At 48.1% G+C, this 16768-nt stretch carries 16 protein-coding genes and 1 tRNA gene; 10 read left to right on the top strand and 7 right to left on the bottom strand.

Annotated features, from left to right (window positions below; translation table 11 throughout):
• Positions 1–169: 169 nt before the first annotated feature.
• Positions 170–1261, bottom strand: coding sequence for an ABC transporter permease (locus HPY73_00570; GenBank protein QLH74089.1), 1092 nt, complete (start codon positions 1259–1261; stop codon positions 170–172).
• Positions 1258–2178 (bottom strand): ABC transporter ATP-binding protein, encoded by a 921-nt coding sequence (locus tag HPY73_00565; protein QLH74088.1) that lies wholly within the window; start codon positions 2176–2178, stop codon positions 1258–1260. The genes HPY73_00570 and HPY73_00565 overlap by 4 nt, the downstream gene beginning before the upstream one ends.
• A gap of 115 nt (positions 2179–2293) precedes the next feature.
• Here HPY73_00565 and HPY73_00560 point away from each other — a divergent pair, with 115 nt between their 5' ends.
• Entirely contained in the window at positions 2294–2926 is a 633-nt protein-coding gene (locus HPY73_00560; GenBank protein QLH74087.1) for a class I SAM-dependent methyltransferase, read from the top strand.
• On the opposite strand, the gene HPY73_00555 is transcribed toward HPY73_00560, so the two are convergent.
• The gene (locus HPY73_00555) at positions 2916–4709 is read right to left on the bottom strand and encodes an ABC-F family ATP-binding cassette domain-containing protein (protein QLH74086.1); all 1794 of its coding nucleotides are present in this window, start codon (positions 4707–4709) and stop codon (positions 2916–2918) included. The two genes, HPY73_00560 and HPY73_00555, sit on opposite strands and share 11 nt — an antisense overlap.
• A gap of 108 nt (positions 4710–4817) precedes the next feature.
• Between HPY73_00555 and HPY73_00550 the strand changes: the two genes are divergently transcribed.
• Positions 4818–5204, top strand: coding sequence for a carboxymuconolactone decarboxylase family protein (locus tag HPY73_00550; GenBank protein ID QLH74085.1), 387 nt, complete (start codon positions 4818–4820; stop codon positions 5202–5204).
• A 3-nt stretch (positions 5205–5207) separates the two neighbouring features.
• On the opposite strand, the gene HPY73_00545 is transcribed toward HPY73_00550, so the two are convergent.
• On the bottom strand, positions 5208–5900 hold the full coding sequence (locus HPY73_00545) for an SOS response-associated peptidase (protein ID QLH74084.1): 693 nt from the start codon (positions 5898–5900) through the stop codon (positions 5208–5210).
• Positions 5901–6053: 153 nt separating this feature from the next.
• On the opposite strand from HPY73_00545, the gene HPY73_00540 reads away from it, so the two are divergent.
• Together HPY73_00540 and HPY73_00535 are read left to right on the top strand one after the other, a co-directional pair.
• Entirely contained in the window at positions 6054–6566 is a 513-nt protein-coding gene (locus tag HPY73_00540; GenBank protein QLH74083.1) for a hypothetical protein, read from the top strand.
• 4 nt (positions 6567–6570) lie between these two features.
• Positions 6571–7446, top strand: coding sequence for a fibronectin type III domain-containing protein (locus HPY73_00535; protein QLH74082.1), 876 nt, complete (start codon positions 6571–6573; stop codon positions 7444–7446).
• A gap of 26 nt (positions 7447–7472) precedes the next feature.
• Here the strand turns inward: HPY73_00535 and hcp are convergent, their stop codons facing one another.
• Positions 7473–8762, bottom strand: a complete 1290-nt coding sequence (gene hcp / locus HPY73_00530; protein QLH75586.1) for a hydroxylamine reductase — start codon at positions 8760–8762, stop codon at positions 7473–7475.
• 112 nt (positions 8763–8874) lie between these two features.
• Here hcp and HPY73_00525 point away from each other — a divergent pair, with 112 nt between their 5' ends.
• On the top strand, positions 8875–9438 hold the full coding sequence (locus tag HPY73_00525; protein ID QLH74081.1) for an Lrp/AsnC family transcriptional regulator: 564 nt from the start codon (positions 8875–8877) through the stop codon (positions 9436–9438).
• A 315-nt stretch (positions 9439–9753) separates the two neighbouring features.
• On the opposite strand, the gene HPY73_00520 is transcribed toward HPY73_00525, so the two are convergent.
• Both HPY73_00520 and HPY73_00515 read right to left on the bottom strand, forming a co-directional pair.
• Positions 9754–9826 (bottom strand) — tRNA-Ala (locus tag HPY73_00520).
• 54 nt (positions 9827–9880) lie between these two features.
• Positions 9881–11236, bottom strand: a complete 1356-nt coding sequence (locus HPY73_00515; protein ID QLH74080.1) for an adenylosuccinate lyase — start codon at positions 11234–11236, stop codon at positions 9881–9883.
• A 174-nt stretch (positions 11237–11410) separates the two neighbouring features.
• On the opposite strand from HPY73_00515, the gene HPY73_00510 reads away from it, so the two are divergent.
• From HPY73_00510 to trmY, 5 genes are all read left to right on the top strand, one after another.
• On the top strand, positions 11411–13012 hold the full coding sequence (locus HPY73_00510; GenBank protein ID QLH74079.1) for a hypothetical protein: 1602 nt from the start codon (positions 11411–11413) through the stop codon (positions 13010–13012).
• Positions 13013–13074: 62 nt separating this feature from the next.
• Entirely contained in the window at positions 13075–13479 is a 405-nt protein-coding gene (locus HPY73_00505; GenBank protein ID QLH74078.1) for a winged helix-turn-helix transcriptional regulator, read from the top strand.
• A gap of 108 nt (positions 13480–13587) precedes the next feature.
• Complete coding sequence (locus HPY73_00500) at positions 13588–14478, top strand: phosphoserine phosphatase (GenBank protein ID QLH74077.1); 891 nt, start codon at positions 13588–13590, stop codon at positions 14476–14478.
• A 293-nt stretch (positions 14479–14771) separates the two neighbouring features.
• Complete coding sequence (ffh, locus tag HPY73_00495; protein ID QLH74076.1) at positions 14772–16115, top strand: signal recognition particle protein; 1344 nt, start codon at positions 14772–14774, stop codon at positions 16113–16115.
• On the top strand, positions 16112–16720 hold the full coding sequence (gene trmY, locus HPY73_00490; GenBank protein QLH74075.1) for a tRNA (pseudouridine(54)-N(1))-methyltransferase TrmY: 609 nt from the start codon (positions 16112–16114) through the stop codon (positions 16718–16720). Before ffh ends, trmY begins: the two co-directional genes overlap by 4 nt.
• The last annotated feature ends 48 nt before the right edge of the window (positions 16721–16768 follow it).

The following is a 16768-nucleotide window of genomic DNA, read 5'->3' as shown; positions in this document are numbered from 1 at the left end:
TTATATTAAATCCCCAGGAGCTGAGGAATGTTGATCTATGGGTTCATGATTGGATGTTGGATCCTTAAAACCCGGTCAGAAAGGATTTTTATGCTCATTGATAAATTAAATGATGGGGACCATGATAAAAAGATCCGATCTTGTCATGGCCTGCCTTATTATGGTCCCGTCAGTCTTCTGTCCACCTCGATATGTAAGAACCTATCCCCATGAAGACCACGGCAATGACCGTCAATATGGCCAGGTTGAACAACGCAGACTCGGCATTGCCATAGATCATCGTGTCCCTAAGGCCGTTGTTGAGATATGTCAACGGTATCACCTTGGCGATGATCTGCAGATAGCCAGGCATCGATTCCAAGGCAAAGAAGGAACCTGATAGGAACATCATCGGAAACGTTATAGCGCTAGCCGCTGCATTCGCCGACTCCTCATCCTTCGAGAACCTCGAGATCATCATTCCAAGGCCAGTGAAGAGCATCGATCCTGTGATTATCATGAGCACCGCTTCGACCGTGATCGTCAATCTGACATCAAAGAATACCATGCCGACCACTATGATCAAGCCCACCGACATGAACATCAACACCATCTGCCAAATGGCCCTGGAGACCAACCATTCCAACCTTGTGAAGGGCGTCGTTGAAAGTTTCCGGAAGATGCCTGTCGAATAATATCTGCTCTGTACCCCCTGCATGTAGAACACACAGTTCGTCATGACCGTCAGGCCGATTATTCCAGGCAGGAAGTAATCGATGAAGTTCAGATCTTCCTGCACTATGGCAGCATCCTCAACGACGATGAATTCCCTTCCATTGGATAGCTTAAGGTTGAAATCATTGACCACCGCCCCTACTATGCTCCGGACGATGTTGGATGATTGTGCCGTCTGGTCCTGCCTGAGCTCAACATATGCTGACTGGTCAGAGGCCGTCACTCGTTCTGAGAAATCCTCTGGAATGATGAGGAAGCTAGTGACCGAGTTATCATTGATGTAGGAGGTCGCGTTCACATTGATATCGATCATTTTTATCTTTAGGACCCCGGTTGATTCGAGCGCTTCTATGAATTGATCTGAGACGATGCCATCATCAAGGTCCTGCACATAGAGGGTATATGTCGCATCGCCCGCTCCACTGAATATCGCCCCGAAGATGAGTATAAGAAGAACAGGGAATGCAAAAGTCCAAAAGACCGCCCCCTTGTTCCTGATGAACATCCTCATGGTCGCCTTTATGTCGATGATTATCCTCTTGATCATTCTACCATCTCCTCCAGACTTCTTCCCGTCAATCTCAGGAAAACGTCCTCCAGGCTAGACCTTTTCACAAGGATCTCATCATAATAGACCCCCTCGGCATCTAAGGCCTTGATCACTTCCCCTAGGTCAGACCTTTCCTCCAGCCAGCACTGGACATCCCCATCTTTTAGCTCGCACCTATGACCATTTGCCTTCAATATGCTGAAGACCTTGTCGTTGCAGCTCTTTATCAGGCACATCGTTCCATGCCCGAACTCTCGGATTATGGCCCTTGGAGTATCATAGGCGATGAACTTGCCGGAGTTCATTATCGCAAGTCGGTCCGAGAGGACCTCAGCTTCTTCCATGTAGTGCGTTGTGAGAATGACGGTCTTCCCCTTCTTCTTCAGATCCCTTATTACATCCCAGACCTCCCGTCTCGCTTTGGGGTCGAGACCTGTCGTAGGCTCGTCCAAGAATATTATCTCAGGGTCATTGACCATAGCGATGGCAACGCCTACTCTCTGCTTTAGGCCGCCGGAAAGGTTCTTGAAATACTCATCCTTCTTGTCGTTCAGATCGACAGCGTCCAGAAGTTCTTCTGTCGGGATGCTCTTTTCATATAGCGCACCAAAATATTCGATGTTCTCTCTTACGGTAAGAAGGTCATACGAATTGAAGTCCTGAGGCAGGATGCCCACTCTCTTCTTTATCTCATCTGCCTGTCTAAGCACATCAAATCCAAGAACCTCGATCGAGCCTGATGTGGGCTTCCTTAAGCATTCCATCATCTCAACCGTGGTCGTCTTCCCTGCCCCATTGGGCCCAAGGATCGAGAATACCTCCCCCTTTTTCACATGAAAGTTGATGCCATCGACGGCGCAGAGATCTCCATATCTTTTGACCAAGTCCCGAACAACGATCACATTCTCTTCCATTGTTGCCCTTCGTGAGGCATCATATCTCAGAAGTAGGATTTCAATGCATCAGGTGAAGGATATCTGATGATCTTGTGAAATATTATTATCAGATGAACGCTCTCAGAGGATATCTGTGGCCTCGGACAAGGACGTCTGGGAAGATCAATACCTGAGCAAGGGAACGATATGGAGGGGGTCAACTGACCTGCCTTTCAGGATCAAGGGGCCACGGGTCCTGGAGCTCGGATGCGGTAACGGGAAAACGATGTCTGCCTTGATATCGAGCGGAGTATCCCCCGTCTGTCTGGACATCTCCAGGAACGCTTTGATGAGATGTAAGCCCATTGTCAGAGATGGGGCGGTCTATTTCGTCGAGGGTGATGTAACAGACCTGCCCTTCAAAGACGGGTCTTTTAACAGCGTCGTCTGCTTCCATATCCTGGAGCATCTAACTGAAGTAAATAGGGCCAAGGCAGCTCGCGAAGTGGCCAGGGTTTTATCTCCTGGAGGTATGCTGTATGTCCAGGCATTCTCGGTCCGTGACATGAGGTATGGAAAGGGCGAGGTGGTGGAAGACCGTACTTTCATCCGAGGTGATGGTATCAGATATCATTACTTCGAGGATGGTGAGATAGAAGAACTTTTTTCCATGTTAAGGGCCGATGAGAGCAGAGAGAAGGTCCTTGAAAAAAGGTATCACGGAAGGGTTATGAGGAGAGCTGTCTTCCAGATTGTTTTTGAAAAATCCAGCGATATCATTTTCTGACCTTTTTCAGCTCCGAGCCGCTCATCTTTTTTAGTTTTTTCGCCTCAAAGGCCCATCGGAACCTTTCTATCTCGCTTTGGGCTATTGCGATCTTATCTCCTTCGCGGTATCTCGTCCTGGTTGTCCAATCGGTGAATCCTGATATAACCTTGTAAACCCCCGCCTCCTCTATCACTTCTTTAATATCCTGTCTCCGGCCCTTGTATTCGGAATAGGTCCCTCGGAACAGATTGAGCCTGCCCCTGTCCATCTCACCGACCATCGTGCAAATACTGTCCAGGAGATATCTGTCATGCGTTACGATGATCATTGTGCCCTCATATTCCTTCAATGCTGACTCGACCGCCTGACGAGCCTGGATGTCCAGATAGTTCGTCGGCTCGTCAAGCAGGAGAAAATTCCGCTTCTCCGACAGGAGGATCGCGAGCGCTACCCTTGCCCTCTCTCCTCCTGACAGGGTCGATATCGGCCGGTCCACCTCATGTGCCTTGAGATAGAACCTTGCCAGGAGGCTTCGGGCCTTTGCTCTGGCCTGTCGGCCGAGGACCTCGATCATCTGTTCTTCCGGGGTCTTCTCCGGATCAAGCAGGTCATGACCCTGTCCAAAATATCCTATAGAAGCACCAGGTGCCATCCACAGCTCGCCGTCCCATCTCACTTCACCAAGCAATGCCTTGAGGAAGGTCGTCTTTCCGGACCCGTTCGGCCCGAATATCCCCAGCTTATCTTTGACCTCCAGCTCCAGGTCGATGTCGAACAGCACCTGCCTTTCTCCTCGATAAACATTGAGGCCCTTTGTGGTTATGACATTTTTTCCAGACCTCTCTGACGATTCTACCTTGATCTTGAGCTCTGGCCTCTCCTCAGGAGCTTCGACCTCTTCCAACCTCTCCACCATTTTAAGTCGTGTCTTATGCGTTGATTTGAACCATTCCCTAGCATGCTGCTCCTCGGCGATCCTCTCCAACCTCTCTTTCTCTGCCTGATATTTCTCAGCAGCGATCCTTTGCCTCTCGATCTCCAGCTTCTTTTTTACAACATAGTCCGAATAATTGCCGCTGAAGTGTCTGACCCTTCCATCTTCTATCTCGAGGACCTGGGTGATGGTCCTGTCCAAGAAATACCTGTCATGCGACACCAGCACGATGGCCCCTTGGAACTTCAAAAGGTAGTTCTCCAGCCACTCTGTTGTTGCCATATCCAAATGGCTTGTCGGCTCATCAAGAATAAGCATATCGGCGTCTTCAGCCTGCATCAGCACCTTTGCGAGCATTACCTTGGTCTTCTCTCCTCCACTGAGATCCAAGATCTTTTTGGACATGCTCAAATTACCGATACCGACCTTTGCCAGAAGATCTTTGACCTTTGTCTCATCGTCATAAGCGTTGGCATTCTGGTACTCTTCTTGGAGTTGTGCATATTCATTGACAACGTCGTTGATGTCAACCTCCTTCGAATGGGTGACCATGATCGCTTCGAGCTCCCGAAGGCGTTTCAATATACTGGAAGATGTCTGAGAGCATCTGCTGACGCACTCTCCGATGGTCTCATCTGGTCCATGATCAGGGAACTGCGAAAGGTAGCATATCCTATTGGTCCTTCTCGTGACCTCCCCAGTGTCTGGAGATATCTCACCCAGCAATAACTTGATCAGCGTCGATTTTCCTGCACCGTTCGGACCGATGATAGCCACGCGGTCCCTCTCATTGATCTGGAGGCTGACATCCTTTAGCACCTCCTTATTTCCGAATGACTTGCTGACCGACCATACCCTCAACAACATCGTGATAGGAAATGGGAGGACGGTCTTATCCTTTCCTCCTCTTCACCAAAAGATTATATTAGCCAACAATGGCGTTCTTCCTCGTCTGATCAGACAAGAGGGAGGGACTTGGGGGAAGAGAGAGACGGAGAAAAGGCCAAAGAAGTGGAGGAAAGGTTGAGAAGGATCGAAGAGGCCTATGGCATCGTACCTTTCATATCCAGAATGATATCCGAGGAAGAAGATCTCTTCATAGGTCATTCTGATTTCTCGAGGAGCCTGATGCTCGAACCAAGACATCTGGACCTCAAGACATTGGAACTTGCAGCCATAGCTGCCGGATCGGCCTTGGGAGCGGAATATTGTCTTGACATACATCTCCGACAGGCGAGCAAACATGGTGCATCGGACGGCGAGATATTCGAGGCCATAATGGCAGGCAGTTATATGGCGATGGCAAATGGACAGGCCAGGGCGCTCCGCCGTTTCAAGGATTTCAGAGATTCTAAAAAATGATGGTCAGAACCTCATCTGGACCGTTCTTGTCTGCTTATCAACGGGCATTATGAGCTCTGGGATATCCAAGGCCGGATTCCTCACCAGTTTCGCAACCTGATAGGCCTCCAGGTCCTCTTGACCGTAAGGCGCGAACATCCTCCTCAGGTCATATTCATCCAGGTCCGCTTTTGTGAGCCAAAGGTCCTCGTCCTCTTTGCAAAGTATGACGGGCATCCGATCATGTATGGGCCTCATCAGGTCATTGGCCACTGTCGTCAATATGGTGAAAGAACTTATCACCTCACCTGCGGGCGTCTTCCAACGGTCGTAGAGGCCCGCATATGCCATGAACTTATTGTCCTTTCTATGGATATAATATGGGTACTTTCCAGAGTCCGTCCTCATCCATTCGAAGAACCCTGTGGACGGGACGATGCACCTGTTCCTTTCCATCAATCTCTTGAACATCTTCTTTTCGTTGACGGTCTCGGACCTTGCATTGATCAGCTTCAGGCCAGTGCCCTCTTCCTTCGTCCAAGATGGGATCAGGCCCCAACGCATCATCTCAAGTTTATTGGAGCCTTCGCTGATAACGATGGGCACGAATTGAGATGGGGCAACGTTGTACCTCACCTTGACCTCTATTTCATCGACAGGTACCTTGAACCTGGCATGAAATCCTTCGGTGAAGGCTATCACGAACCTTCCGCACATGGTAATTGTCACGATCGATGCCTGGATTGATAATCATTTCTCTTAGAATGTCGATGCCAGAGGTGAAAATTTATTACTATTTCCATACCTTCACACGTCCAACAGTAATGTATCTAAATCGCCGTCGCGATCTACTAGAGCGAAGTGCGAGCGATGCGGAAGAAGAACAAGAAAGGCGGTGTAAACAATATTGTAGAGGACCCCTATAACAAAATAGATAGGAGGTTCTCCATAACATCTGACCAGCTGGGTGAGGGGTGGAGACCGATAATCCCTGAAAAGATCAAGCTCACGGATGAAAGACCTTACATCTATCGTGAAGTGAAAGGTTTTGCTCTTGAGGACCCCTCAATGGATAAGTTGGCCCAGCTCTTGGTGGTCTTGTTCGATTACGGTGATGATTCTGTGTCGAAGGATGCTTTCAGAGAGATCGGAAAGGGGCTTGAGTCCGAGATGCCCAAGGTGCCGAACATCGGAGACGAGAGCGTCGTCTATGAGATGGAGCTGATGCATTCCATAAGGATCAAGGTAATGTCTTTCCGATATAGGAACTGGCTGGCCATTTTTACCATGTGGCTTTTCAAAGAATATGATGTCGAGGACCTGTGGGTGAAGGAACTGATGTCAAAACAACTTGAACGGATAAAGGGATGGTCCGCCGGGTGACCCTATGAGGGGGAAGCGTCTTTCGATAATGGTCTCATTTGTCGTGATGATCTCAGTGATAGCAGGGTTCATCTTATTATCTGGGAGAAGCACTGATGATGGCAAGGTCCCCCCTGCCCCGACCGGTCTTACCTTGGTTCCAGGAGAGGGGGAGATATCGATTTCCTGGCAACCACCTGAATCTGTTGGGTCATCCGATGTTATTGGCTACAAGGTGTACATCTATGATGACGACGGGATTCTGATAGATGTAGTTACCATAAACACGACCAACATGGTCATGAGCGGATTGGAAGAAATGAGAGAATATTCTGTTCAAGTGAGCGCATTCAACGAGGAGGGAGAGGGCCCGATGACCGAAATGGCCACGGTCATTACGTTGAAAAAAGTGATCGTGCCGAGAGCAGATGGGATGGTACTGTCCCCGATCGATCTCGGAACTGAATACAAGTTGGGCTCCGTGAGCACCGATATACCGTTGGACATGATATCGTTGGGCCTGAGAAGTTATGCGTTGGCCGAGTTCCTTGTCGAATTTACTGACCCGTTGACCAATTGGAAGTTCATGACCATCGAGATCTGTGTGTGTGCCACTCAAGAAGAGGCTGAGGCCTTATACCATTATAATTTCAATAGGTCTTTCATTTCTGACGACCCATCCCTTTACAAGGACCTCAAGATGGGCGATGGCTCGAAGTTCTATACTCAATACTCGGCAGATGGTATATTGATAGATGGGTGGTTTTGGATAGGAACGGTCGTCGTACATATGGAATATGATTGTTCGTCCTACGAGCCGGTGGTGACCGTAGATTGGTTCAAGTCCATTGCCTTAAAGCAACATGATAAGGTCCTTCAGGTCTTAGATCAATGGAGATGAAGGAAAAGGTTTGAACTTTATCCTCACTAGCCTAACATCGCCTTCAGGTCCGAATCGACGTCACCGATGGGCATCCAATTGAACCTCTCTTGTATAAGCTTCCAATTGTTAGGCGAAACGAATGCTGGTAGGGTTGGCCCTATCCTAACATTTCTGACGCCAAGTGCTAACAAAGTATATACTATCGCGACCGCCTTCTGCTCGAACCAGGACAGTACGATGCTCAGCGGAAGCTTGTTCAATTCCACACCAAACGCCTGGGACAACGCCATTGCTATTTGAAGTGCTGAGTACGTATCGTTGCACTGCCCAATGTCCAAAAGACGTGGGATCTCTGTTCCTGCTATGGTTCCGAATTGTCTATCATTAAAACGATATTTCCCGCAAGCAAGGGTCAGAATGACACAGTCCTTCGGGACCTTTTCCGCTAGCTGGGTATAATAATCCCGCCCTGGCGTTGCACCATCGCAACCTCCGATCAGGAAGAAGTGCCTTATTTTTCCAGATTTTACGGCATCTATGATCTTCGGTGCAAGGGCGAGGACCGCCTTATGATGGAATCCTGTGCTGATATTGATCCCTTGACGTTCGGCAAGGTCCCCTATCTTTTTGGCGTGGGAGATGATCTCTGAGTAATCGCTCCTGTCGATGTGTCTTACTCCTTCGATGGCTGTGATCCCCGTTGTGTAGAGCCTATCCTTATAACTTTCTGGAGGTATAAGCACGCAATTAGTCGTTGCAAGTATCGGACCTCCAAATTCGGCGAACTCGGTCTTTTGTTTCTGCCATGCCGATCCATAGTTGCCGATGAGATGCTCATATTTTCTGATCCCTGGGTAACCATGTGCAGGGAGCATTTCTCCATGCGTGTACACATTTACTCCGGTGCCTTCTGTCTGTTCAAGCAGGGCCTCGAGGTCCACCAGGTCATGCCCCGTTACCAGGATCCCAGGCCCTTTCCTTATGCCAGTAAAGACCGTGGTGGGAGTGGGTTCACCGAATCGCTCAGAGTTCGCCCTGTCCAACAATCCCATTATTTTATAATTCATCATCCCGGCTTTCATGATCATATTGAAATGGTCCTCTACTGAAAAATCAACATTCGTGAGGGTCTTGAAGAGGGCCTCATGCATGAAAGCGTCAACCTCTTCGTCTCTCCTTCCTAAGACCCGACAATGATAAGCATAAGCAGCGATTCCCTTGAGACCATATATCAGCATCTCTTGAAGGCTCTGAACATCTTCATTCTTTCCACAGACGCCACGGCTTGTACATGCGACCCCCTTGGCCGTCTGCTGACATTGATTGCAGTACATCGGCATGTTTCCACCTTAAGTTTACAATCGAACTTATAATATATCAAATAAATGATTATATTTTATAACAATATAAATTGATATTATTATATTTAATAGGTTCAGTGGTCATATGATGCTCGATGATAAGGACAGGACGATAATATCCATGTATGCGAAAGACCCAGAGGTCTCTCAGGAAAGGATCGCGAAGAAGATCGGTTTGTCGCAACCCTCGGTGGCCATGAGAATTTCAAAACTGCGAGAAAGAGGTGCGCTGGAGAACCTGACAGGAATAAATCCTCTTAAGCTGGGTCTGTATCTTGCGAAGGTCGACATCTCCTCAACTAGGCCAAATGAGATCCTTGAGATGTTCGGCGATTGCCCTTATTTCGCAAATGGTTTCACGATATCGGGAAAGAACAATCTCTGCCTATTTTTCTTCAGTGAGAGCATTACAACGCTCGAATCTATCGTCAACGGTCATATCAGATCCAATCCATCAGTAACTGACGTTGATTTCAATATCGTGATCACATCAGAGAGAGATTTTATAGTTCCAACCGTGCTGAATTTTGAACGACTGGATCATCCGCCGTGTGGGATGAAGGGCAAGTGTTCGGAATGCCCATCGTTCAGGTCAAAGAAGTGCATGGGATGCCCGATAACTGGTCAGTATCAAGGAACGTTCTATTGATAAAGTTAATTCGGAGTTTGACTGAGGGTATTTATTAGGTTTCTCCCTTCCCAATTTATCTTTTATTATTTGATATAAAAATCAACGGTCGAATTTGTTCGTGAGATTTTATATTTATTATTAAATATATATACATATTTTTGATGATTTCATATGACCTATAATATTTATTATATCAACATTATTTAATTAACATGTATAGAAATGCAGCAAACTATTATCCTTAGCCAATTTAGCTATTTTGTCTATGAACAAATATTTCATCTGTCGATAATCTATAACTGTGAGCAATAGGAAGGCGATAGTGAAAATGAGTGGACAGCAGGGGATTTGAACCCCTGGCCTCCGCCTTGCGAAGGCGGCGATCTTCCAGCTGATCTAGCTGCCCGTCAGGTCCCCGTTATCATAAACCTGAATATATCCTTTTCCACAATGGTCTTTACTACTTATTTGCCAGAACAGAATTTGCTTTTGCGACGACCTTATCTGTCAGTTCTGGGGCCACACCGATGTAGTTCTTAGGGTCCATCACCCTCTCAAGCTCTTCCTTAGAGATCAAATTAGTCACTTCTTTATCTTTCAGGAGCATCTCAAGGAACGGTCTGCCCGTCTCTTCCGCTCTCATGCTCGCGGTCCTGACTAGTTCATGCGCCTCCTGCCTGCCGATCCCTTTCGATGCCAATGTGATCATGACCGGTTCGGCCATTATCAATCCGTTCGCGGATTCGATGTTCCTGAGCATGTTCTCTTTATAGACGACCAGCCCTGAGAAGACCTGCTCCATCTTGATGAGTATCTCGTCCGTCAGAACCATGACATGTGGCAGGATGAACCTCTCAGCGCTCGAGTTGGTAAGGTCCCTCTCATGCCATAAGACCATGTCCTCGAGAGATGGTATGACGAATGCTCTCACTATCCTTGACAGACCGCATATATTCTCTGAAATGACCGGATTTCTTTTCTGGGCCATTGTGCTGGACCCTACCTGCTTTTTTACATCAAAGGCCTCGGCGACCTCCATGATCTCGGATCGTTGCAGGTTTCTGATCTCCGTCGCATACCTTTCACAGGATGTGCATATGATCGATAATGTCGAGACAAGCTCTGCATACCTGTCACGGCAGACGATCTGGGTTGCTGCTTCCTCAACACCGATACCAAGATCTTTCATGACCATGTCCTGAATGTCGAGCACTTTTGGCCCCAAGGCGGCCCCTGTGCCTATCGCCCCGGACATCTTGCCTACGCAAACTCGGGGTCGGATCTGTGCCAGGCGATCTTTGTGCCGGATGACCTCGGACAAATAGCCAGCGACCTTGAAACCAAAAGTAGTTGGGATGGCGAACTGCCCATGGGTCCTGCCCACCATCAAGGTCATCCTATGCTTCTTTGCGATCTTTGCCAAGGTTCTGATAAGATTGTCCAGGTCTTTATCAAGAAGGTCTAACGCCTCCATTATCTGTACCGCACTGGCAGTATCTATGATATCATTTGATGTGGCGCCAAGATGAACGTACTTGCCGGCTTCACCGCATTGTTCTGAGAGGGCTTTCACCATCGACATGACATCGTGTTTTGTCTCGGTCTCGATCTGTTTGACCCTTTCGTTGGAGACATACTTTAGATCGGCCTTTTTTGTGATCTCTCTAGCAGCCTCTTTAGGAATGTTTCCCAACTTGGCATGGGCCCTTGCTAGAGCGGCCTCTACTTTGAGCTGCGTTAGAAGACGGTTCTCCTCTGAGAATATCCTCTTCATCTCCTTTCGCCCGTAGCGATAGTCCAGTGGGCATAGAAGCATTTTTTACACCCTGTGATAAGGTTCCCTCAATCTCCCCCCGCGATTTAATAACTTGCGCCTCGATATCGACCCTTAAGTTTTATATGACAGCGTTATGAGACCTCGCGGTCGATTCTGAGCTCTTGATAACTATCCACAAATCCTTTAATACGTTCATCCTGATTTTTGCCAGCGATGGAGCAGACCACGTTATCGTCTGGGCGGACGCCGAAGGAGATGCTTGATTTCTTGCGCTCACCTGGCGGACATTCGCTCATCATCAAAGGAGAGGCAGGGACTGGTAAGACCACCTTTGCTCTTCAGTTGATCGAAGAGATGTTCTCTGAGCAGATTGATTACTATCTCTCGACCAGGGTCTCAGATGAGGCTCTTTTTAGACAATTCCCATGGCTGAGGGAGAAGGCAAGGGCCAACGAGATCATTAAAGCTGGAAAAAAATTTTTAAGGAGAGCGGCCCCGAGGGAGAGAGAGAAGAACATCGGAAACAGGGATAGCTTCAATAACGTAACTTTCGACCTTTTGAACGCCATGCGGGACCAGGACCGTTCCCCCTCCGTCGTTAGGACAGAGCTGCATAGGCTTGAAGGGCAGATAGAGAACGGTGAGATCGGACCGGATGGCGAAGAGATAGAGCCGTTCTCTGAGGACGGGTCGATGGTCTTGGAGATGGGGGTCGTCATGCCAGAGATCGAATTGGCATACGACGTGGTTGAGAACAATCTTCCTACCAGGTCCCTGATAGTTCTTGATTCCATCGAGGCGCTTTCTGAGCTGTATGGTGTAAGCTCCCAGAAGATCATGACCACGTTGCAGAAGGATCTGGTCGAGCATTCCGACTGCAACATTGTTTATGTTGTCGAGTTCTCTGATAAAAGTCACATGGATTATCTAGGGGATGGCGTGGTCTCATTACATATAGGGGAGAGAGAGGGCAGACGAATCAGGTATCTGGTGATCGAGAAACTTAGAGGGTCGTCGGTCACAAGATGGAAATATCTTTTCACTCTGAAGGATGGCAGGATCAATGTTTTTGATGCCCAGAGCTATGAAAGGCTGCCAAGAACGATCGGTCCGAACCTTTCCAAGGAGGTCGATCCCAATAGGGTAAGTTTCGGCCACGATTCTTTTGATTCCGTGTTCAAAGGGCCTCCAAAAGGTGCTCTGACCCTGATAGAGATAGGTAAGCATGTACCACAGGATTTCTTAGATTGGTTCGAAGAGCGCCTTGTTCTTGACCACATTGCGAGAAAAAGGGGGGTGCTTTGGTTCCCACAGAGCCCCCCAGATTATGATGCGATGGAGGCCAAAGCAAAAGTCTTGTCGGGTTCAGATCGCCTTGCGGAGCGCCTATGTGTGTTGGATAATGGAAAAAGGGGAGGTGGGGAGCGTAATTACATAAGGATAATGGAAGGTGAGAATGCGTCGATCGACCTCAGGTGGGACCGGCTGAGTTACCAGATGTCAAAGACGGAGAAGCCCTTTGTCGTATTGCTAGGTTTCGACGCCATTGAGGACCTCTATGGGAGAGATGTGATGCCAGAGACAACGGCGTTCCTTGACACGATAAAAAGGAGCGGTAACGTGATCGTTGCCTTTGCGACCGGGATGTCATCCTCCCTTCCCTATCTGGCATATCATTCAAAGATGCATATTAAGATGGAATGTGAAGATGGGGCATTGCTCGTATGCGGACAGAAGCCCTTCACCCCATATTATCACGTGGAGCTGAAAGAGAAGGACGGAATATTAGCACCTGAGCTCGTACCGATGATCTGAACGAATGTCCAGAAGAGTTATTTAAATTACAGAATATCACCGTGAGGGACGGGGGTAGAACGGTGGACCTGCTTTTGGTCTCTCAATTATTGACCGACCCTTATGCTGTCAAGATACTAGTTGCCACGGTCAGAGCCCCCAGATGCGCCCAGGACATCTCAAAACAGCATGGGATCCCAATAGCTGCCTGTTATAGACGGATCAAAGACCTTGAGAGGTTCGGTCTTATCTCATGCACCGAAAAAAGATTGAACCAGCAAGGTAAACGCGTCTGTTATTATATATCGATGGTAAAGACGGCCCAGATCTATTTTGAAGAAGGAAGGTTGAAAGTGAAGTTCGAGATGAAGGACGGGTCCATGCGATTGAACAATGGTAGCTGGAAGGAAATCGAGCTAGAAAAAAGGGATGCGCCAATGGACGTCGATGATGACCTGGAGGAGGATGGCAAGAACGATGATCAATAGTTCTGGCAATCCGTTCCAAATGTACCTGTCCTGCCGAAAACATTATAAATAAAATGTTTTATGTCCAACTCGTTTGAAGTGAGCCACCTTGATTGGGTGTGAATGTTTATGACCGAACTTTTAGAGGACCTCGACCAGAAGCGAATGGCCAACAATAACGAGGCTGAGAAGCATAGAAAACTGCGTGATGAACTGAACGAAAAGACCAAGGAATGGGTACAGAAGCGCGACGAACTGAACGCAGAGGTCCGCAAATTGGTTGATGAAGCGGCCAAGCACCGCGAGCTGCGTGACCAGCTCAATGAACAGGTGAGGGCAGCGAAGGCCGTGCGCGATGAGAAGAACAAGATAGTCCGTGCCCTCGACGAGAAGGTCGCGGAGCTGAAGAAGGCCACCGCCCCTAAAGAGACCCCAAAGGACGGCGCACAGCAGGTCCCGATATCCAAGCTTAAAAAAGACCTTAAGCAGCTCGAATTCTACCACCAATCACAGGCATTGACCAAGGACAAGGAAAAAGAGATAGTCGAGAAGATGAAGGCGCTCAGCCTGGAGATCAAAGAAAAAGAGAAAGCATCTGAGCAGTCCGCCGAGGTCAAGAATGCCATCAAGGAACTTCGTGAGGCGAGAGAAGCGGCGGAGGCAGAGCATAAAAAGGTCTCAGAGCTCGCCGAGAGGGCTCAGGCTGAGCACGACATAATGATCCAACTTTATGAGAAGGCCGACGCCCTGAGAAAAGAGGCTGACAAGGCCCAAGAGATGTTCCTACAGACAAAGAACCTAGCGGATGAAGAGCATCATAAGCATATCGAGAGCATCCGTCAGGTGCACGACTATGATAAGATAATAACTGGGCTAAGGCAGAAGGCCAAGAAGGCACGTAGGAAGAAGGACGACACTGTTGCCCAGAAAGAGGCAGAAGACATCTTCGAGAAGTTCAAGAAGGGAGAGAAGCTCTCGACCGAGGACCTCATGATGATGCAGAAATCTGGCTATAATTGATATTGCTACAAAACACTATCAATAAACCATTTATTTTTTCCCCATTATTGATGAAATAATTGCCAATTATATTGAGAAAAAGTATATATATCGTGACAATTATAATAGATTCCGGGAAGGTCTGGGCTAGTTTTCAGAGTGCATCCCATCCCTTCTGACAAGGCTAGCCCTTCCCAAACCTTTTTGTCGAAAATAATGAACTTCAAGATCAAGATGCCTTGTCGATGATCGAATCCAGTCACTAAAAGCATTTTATATCCGCGGGGGATTGTGCATAGCAAGGTGCACGTCAGATGGTATTAGAAGGTCTAGGTAAATCATTGAAGGATGTCCTCCATAAGATAGCCAGATCGAGCGTGGTCGACGAGGCCCTGGTCAGGGAGATCACCAAGGACATACAACGTGCCCTGTTGCAAGCTGATGTGAACGTCAAGTTGGTACTGGAGATAACAAAGGAAGTAGAGCGTCGTGCTCTTTCCGAGAAGCCCCCTGCGGGCAAGAGCCCTAAAGAACATGTCATCAGGATAATATACGAGGAGCTTGTCAAGATACTTGGAGAAAGGAAGCAGATACCTCTTACAAAACAGACGATAATGATGGTAGGCCTTTATGGTCAAGGAAAGACAACAACTACCGGAAAGCTTGGCCGATACTTCCATAAAAAGAACCTGAAGGTCGGGGTGATAGCCGCGGATGTCCACCGGCCAGCAGCATATGACCAATTGAAACAGATAGCCGAAAAGGTGGGCATAAGTTTCTTTGGGATACCCGGTGAGAAGAGCGCCGTCAAGATCGTCGAGGCCGGTATCAGGCATTTCAGCAATCTTGACGTGATCATAATTGATACATCCGGTAGGCACTCACTTGAAAAGGATCTTATCCAGGAGATAAAAGATGTGGCGGAGGTCGCTAGACCTACCGAGAGGATATTGGTCCTAGATGCCTCTGTAGGTCAGCAGGCAGGACCGCAGGCCCAGGCATTCCATGATGCCGTCGGTGTCACGAGCGTGATCCTCACTAAGCTCGACGGTACAGCTAAAGGGGGAGGTGCGTTAAGTGCCGTCTCTAGGACAAAGGCCCCCATAATCTTCATCGGTGTCGGAGAGCATTTGGAGGATCTGGACCCCTTCATACCATCGAGGTTCATCTCAAGACTTCTAGGGATGGGGGACATTGAATCATTGTTCGAGGTCGCCAAAGAGAACATAAGCGAGGAGAAGGCACTGGAGACCACGAAAAAGATAATGTCTGGTAAGTTCACGTTGCGTGAGATGTATGAACAGATGGAGATGCTCACCAACATGGGACCTCTGCAAAAGCTCATGTCGATGCTTCCAGGGCTCCCGGGAAATGTTCAGGACAAGATAAATATCGAAGAGACGCAAGAGAGGCTGCACAATTATAGGATCATCATGGATTCGATGACCGAAGAGGAGATGGAAGAACCTAAGATCATCAAGGCCTCCAGGGTTAACAGGATCGCAAGGGGGGCGGGGGTCGACCCGAAGGATGTAAGGCAACTTCTTCAACAGTTCAACAATTCAAAGAAGGCTGTCAAAGGTTTCATGGGCAACCGCAAGCTAAGGAAACAATTGATGAAACAGATGGGAAATCAGGGCCTAGGTGAAAGGTCTTGAGGCGTTTCGTCATAGTTGGCCATAAGGCGAGAACGACTCCAGACTTTAAATTGGATGATCTTGCAGGTGGTGCCGGAAGGCTTGATGTTCTACTTCGGTGTGTGAACTCAGCATTCTTTCTTTCACACAGCATAAGGACCGATGTTGAGGTCTACCTCATATTGCAAGGACCTGAGGACCCACCCCGGACGGTACGTTTTGTAGGAGAGGAACTAAGATACCTTAACCCAGACGAAAGAAGCACAGGAGCCCTTGTCAGGAATGCCCTTCTCAAAAGCAGTGATAAAGAGACCAGGAGCTCACCTGGGGTCTATGTCTCAAAAATGTCCTTCAAAGAGGTGCTGTCCGATATCTCTGGACATAGTAGTATAATTTATATGAAAGAGAATGGTAAGTTCTACAGGCAACTGGACTACCCTACAGATGTGACGTTCGTTCTGAGCGACCATAAAGACCTCACCCCGGAGGAGGAGGGGGAGCTGAACCTTCGGACCAAAGAGGTGATAAGCATAGGCCCTCTCTCATACCATGCGGACCATTGCATAACGGTGATGAACCACGAGCTGGACCTCAGGGCAGTGGGATTCCGACCTCAGGGATTTTAAAAAGTTATATTTAATTAAAATTGTCTTTAAGGAATGAAAACGGTTTAT

This window comes from Methanomassiliicoccales archaeon (genome assembly GCA_013415865.1).
In the GTDB taxonomy this organism is placed as follows: domain Archaea; phylum Thermoplasmatota; class Thermoplasmata; order Methanomassiliicoccales; family UBA472; genus MVRC01.
The sequence above is the reverse complement of the archived record's forward strand: the minus strand, read 5'-3'. Positions and strand labels throughout refer to the sequence as shown.

Bases quoted from the DNA above. Each gene is read 5' to 3' on its own strand.
- HPY73_00570 (QLH74089.1), bottom strand. From the start codon at position 1,261: ATGATCAAGAGGATAATCATCGACATAAAGGCGACCATGAGGATGTTC.
- HPY73_00565 (QLH74088.1), bottom strand. From the start codon at position 2,178: ATGGAAGAGAATGTGATCGTTGTTCGGGACTTGGTCAAAAGATATGGA.
- HPY73_00555 (QLH74086.1), bottom strand. From the start codon at position 4,709: ATGTTGTTGAGGGTATGGTCGGTCAGCAAGTCATTCGGAAATAAGGAG.
- HPY73_00545 (QLH74084.1), bottom strand. From the start codon at position 5,900: ATGTGCGGAAGGTTCGTGATAGCCTTCACCGAAGGATTTCATGCCAGG.
- HPY73_00540 (QLH74083.1), top strand. From the start codon at position 6,054: ATGCGGAAGAAGAACAAGAAAGGCGGTGTAAACAATATTGTAGAGGAC.
- HPY73_00535 (QLH74082.1), top strand. From the start codon at position 6,571: ATGAGGGGGAAGCGTCTTTCGATAATGGTCTCATTTGTCGTGATGATC.
- hcp (QLH75586.1), bottom strand. From the start codon at position 8,762: ATGTACTGCAATCAATGTCAGCAGACGGCCAAGGGGGTCGCATGTACA.
- HPY73_00525 (QLH74081.1), top strand. From the start codon at position 8,875: ATGATGCTCGATGATAAGGACAGGACGATAATATCCATGTATGCGAAA.
- HPY73_00515 (QLH74080.1), bottom strand. From the start codon at position 11,236: ATGCTTCTATGCCCACTGGACTATCGCTACGGGCGAAAGGAGATGAAG.
- HPY73_00510 (QLH74079.1), top strand. From the start codon at position 11,411: ATGGAGCAGACCACGTTATCGTCTGGGCGGACGCCGAAGGAGATGCTT.
- HPY73_00500 (QLH74077.1), top strand. From the start codon at position 13,588: ATGACCGAACTTTTAGAGGACCTCGACCAGAAGCGAATGGCCAACAAT.
- ffh (QLH74076.1), top strand. From the start codon at position 14,772: ATGGTATTAGAAGGTCTAGGTAAATCATTGAAGGATGTCCTCCATAAG.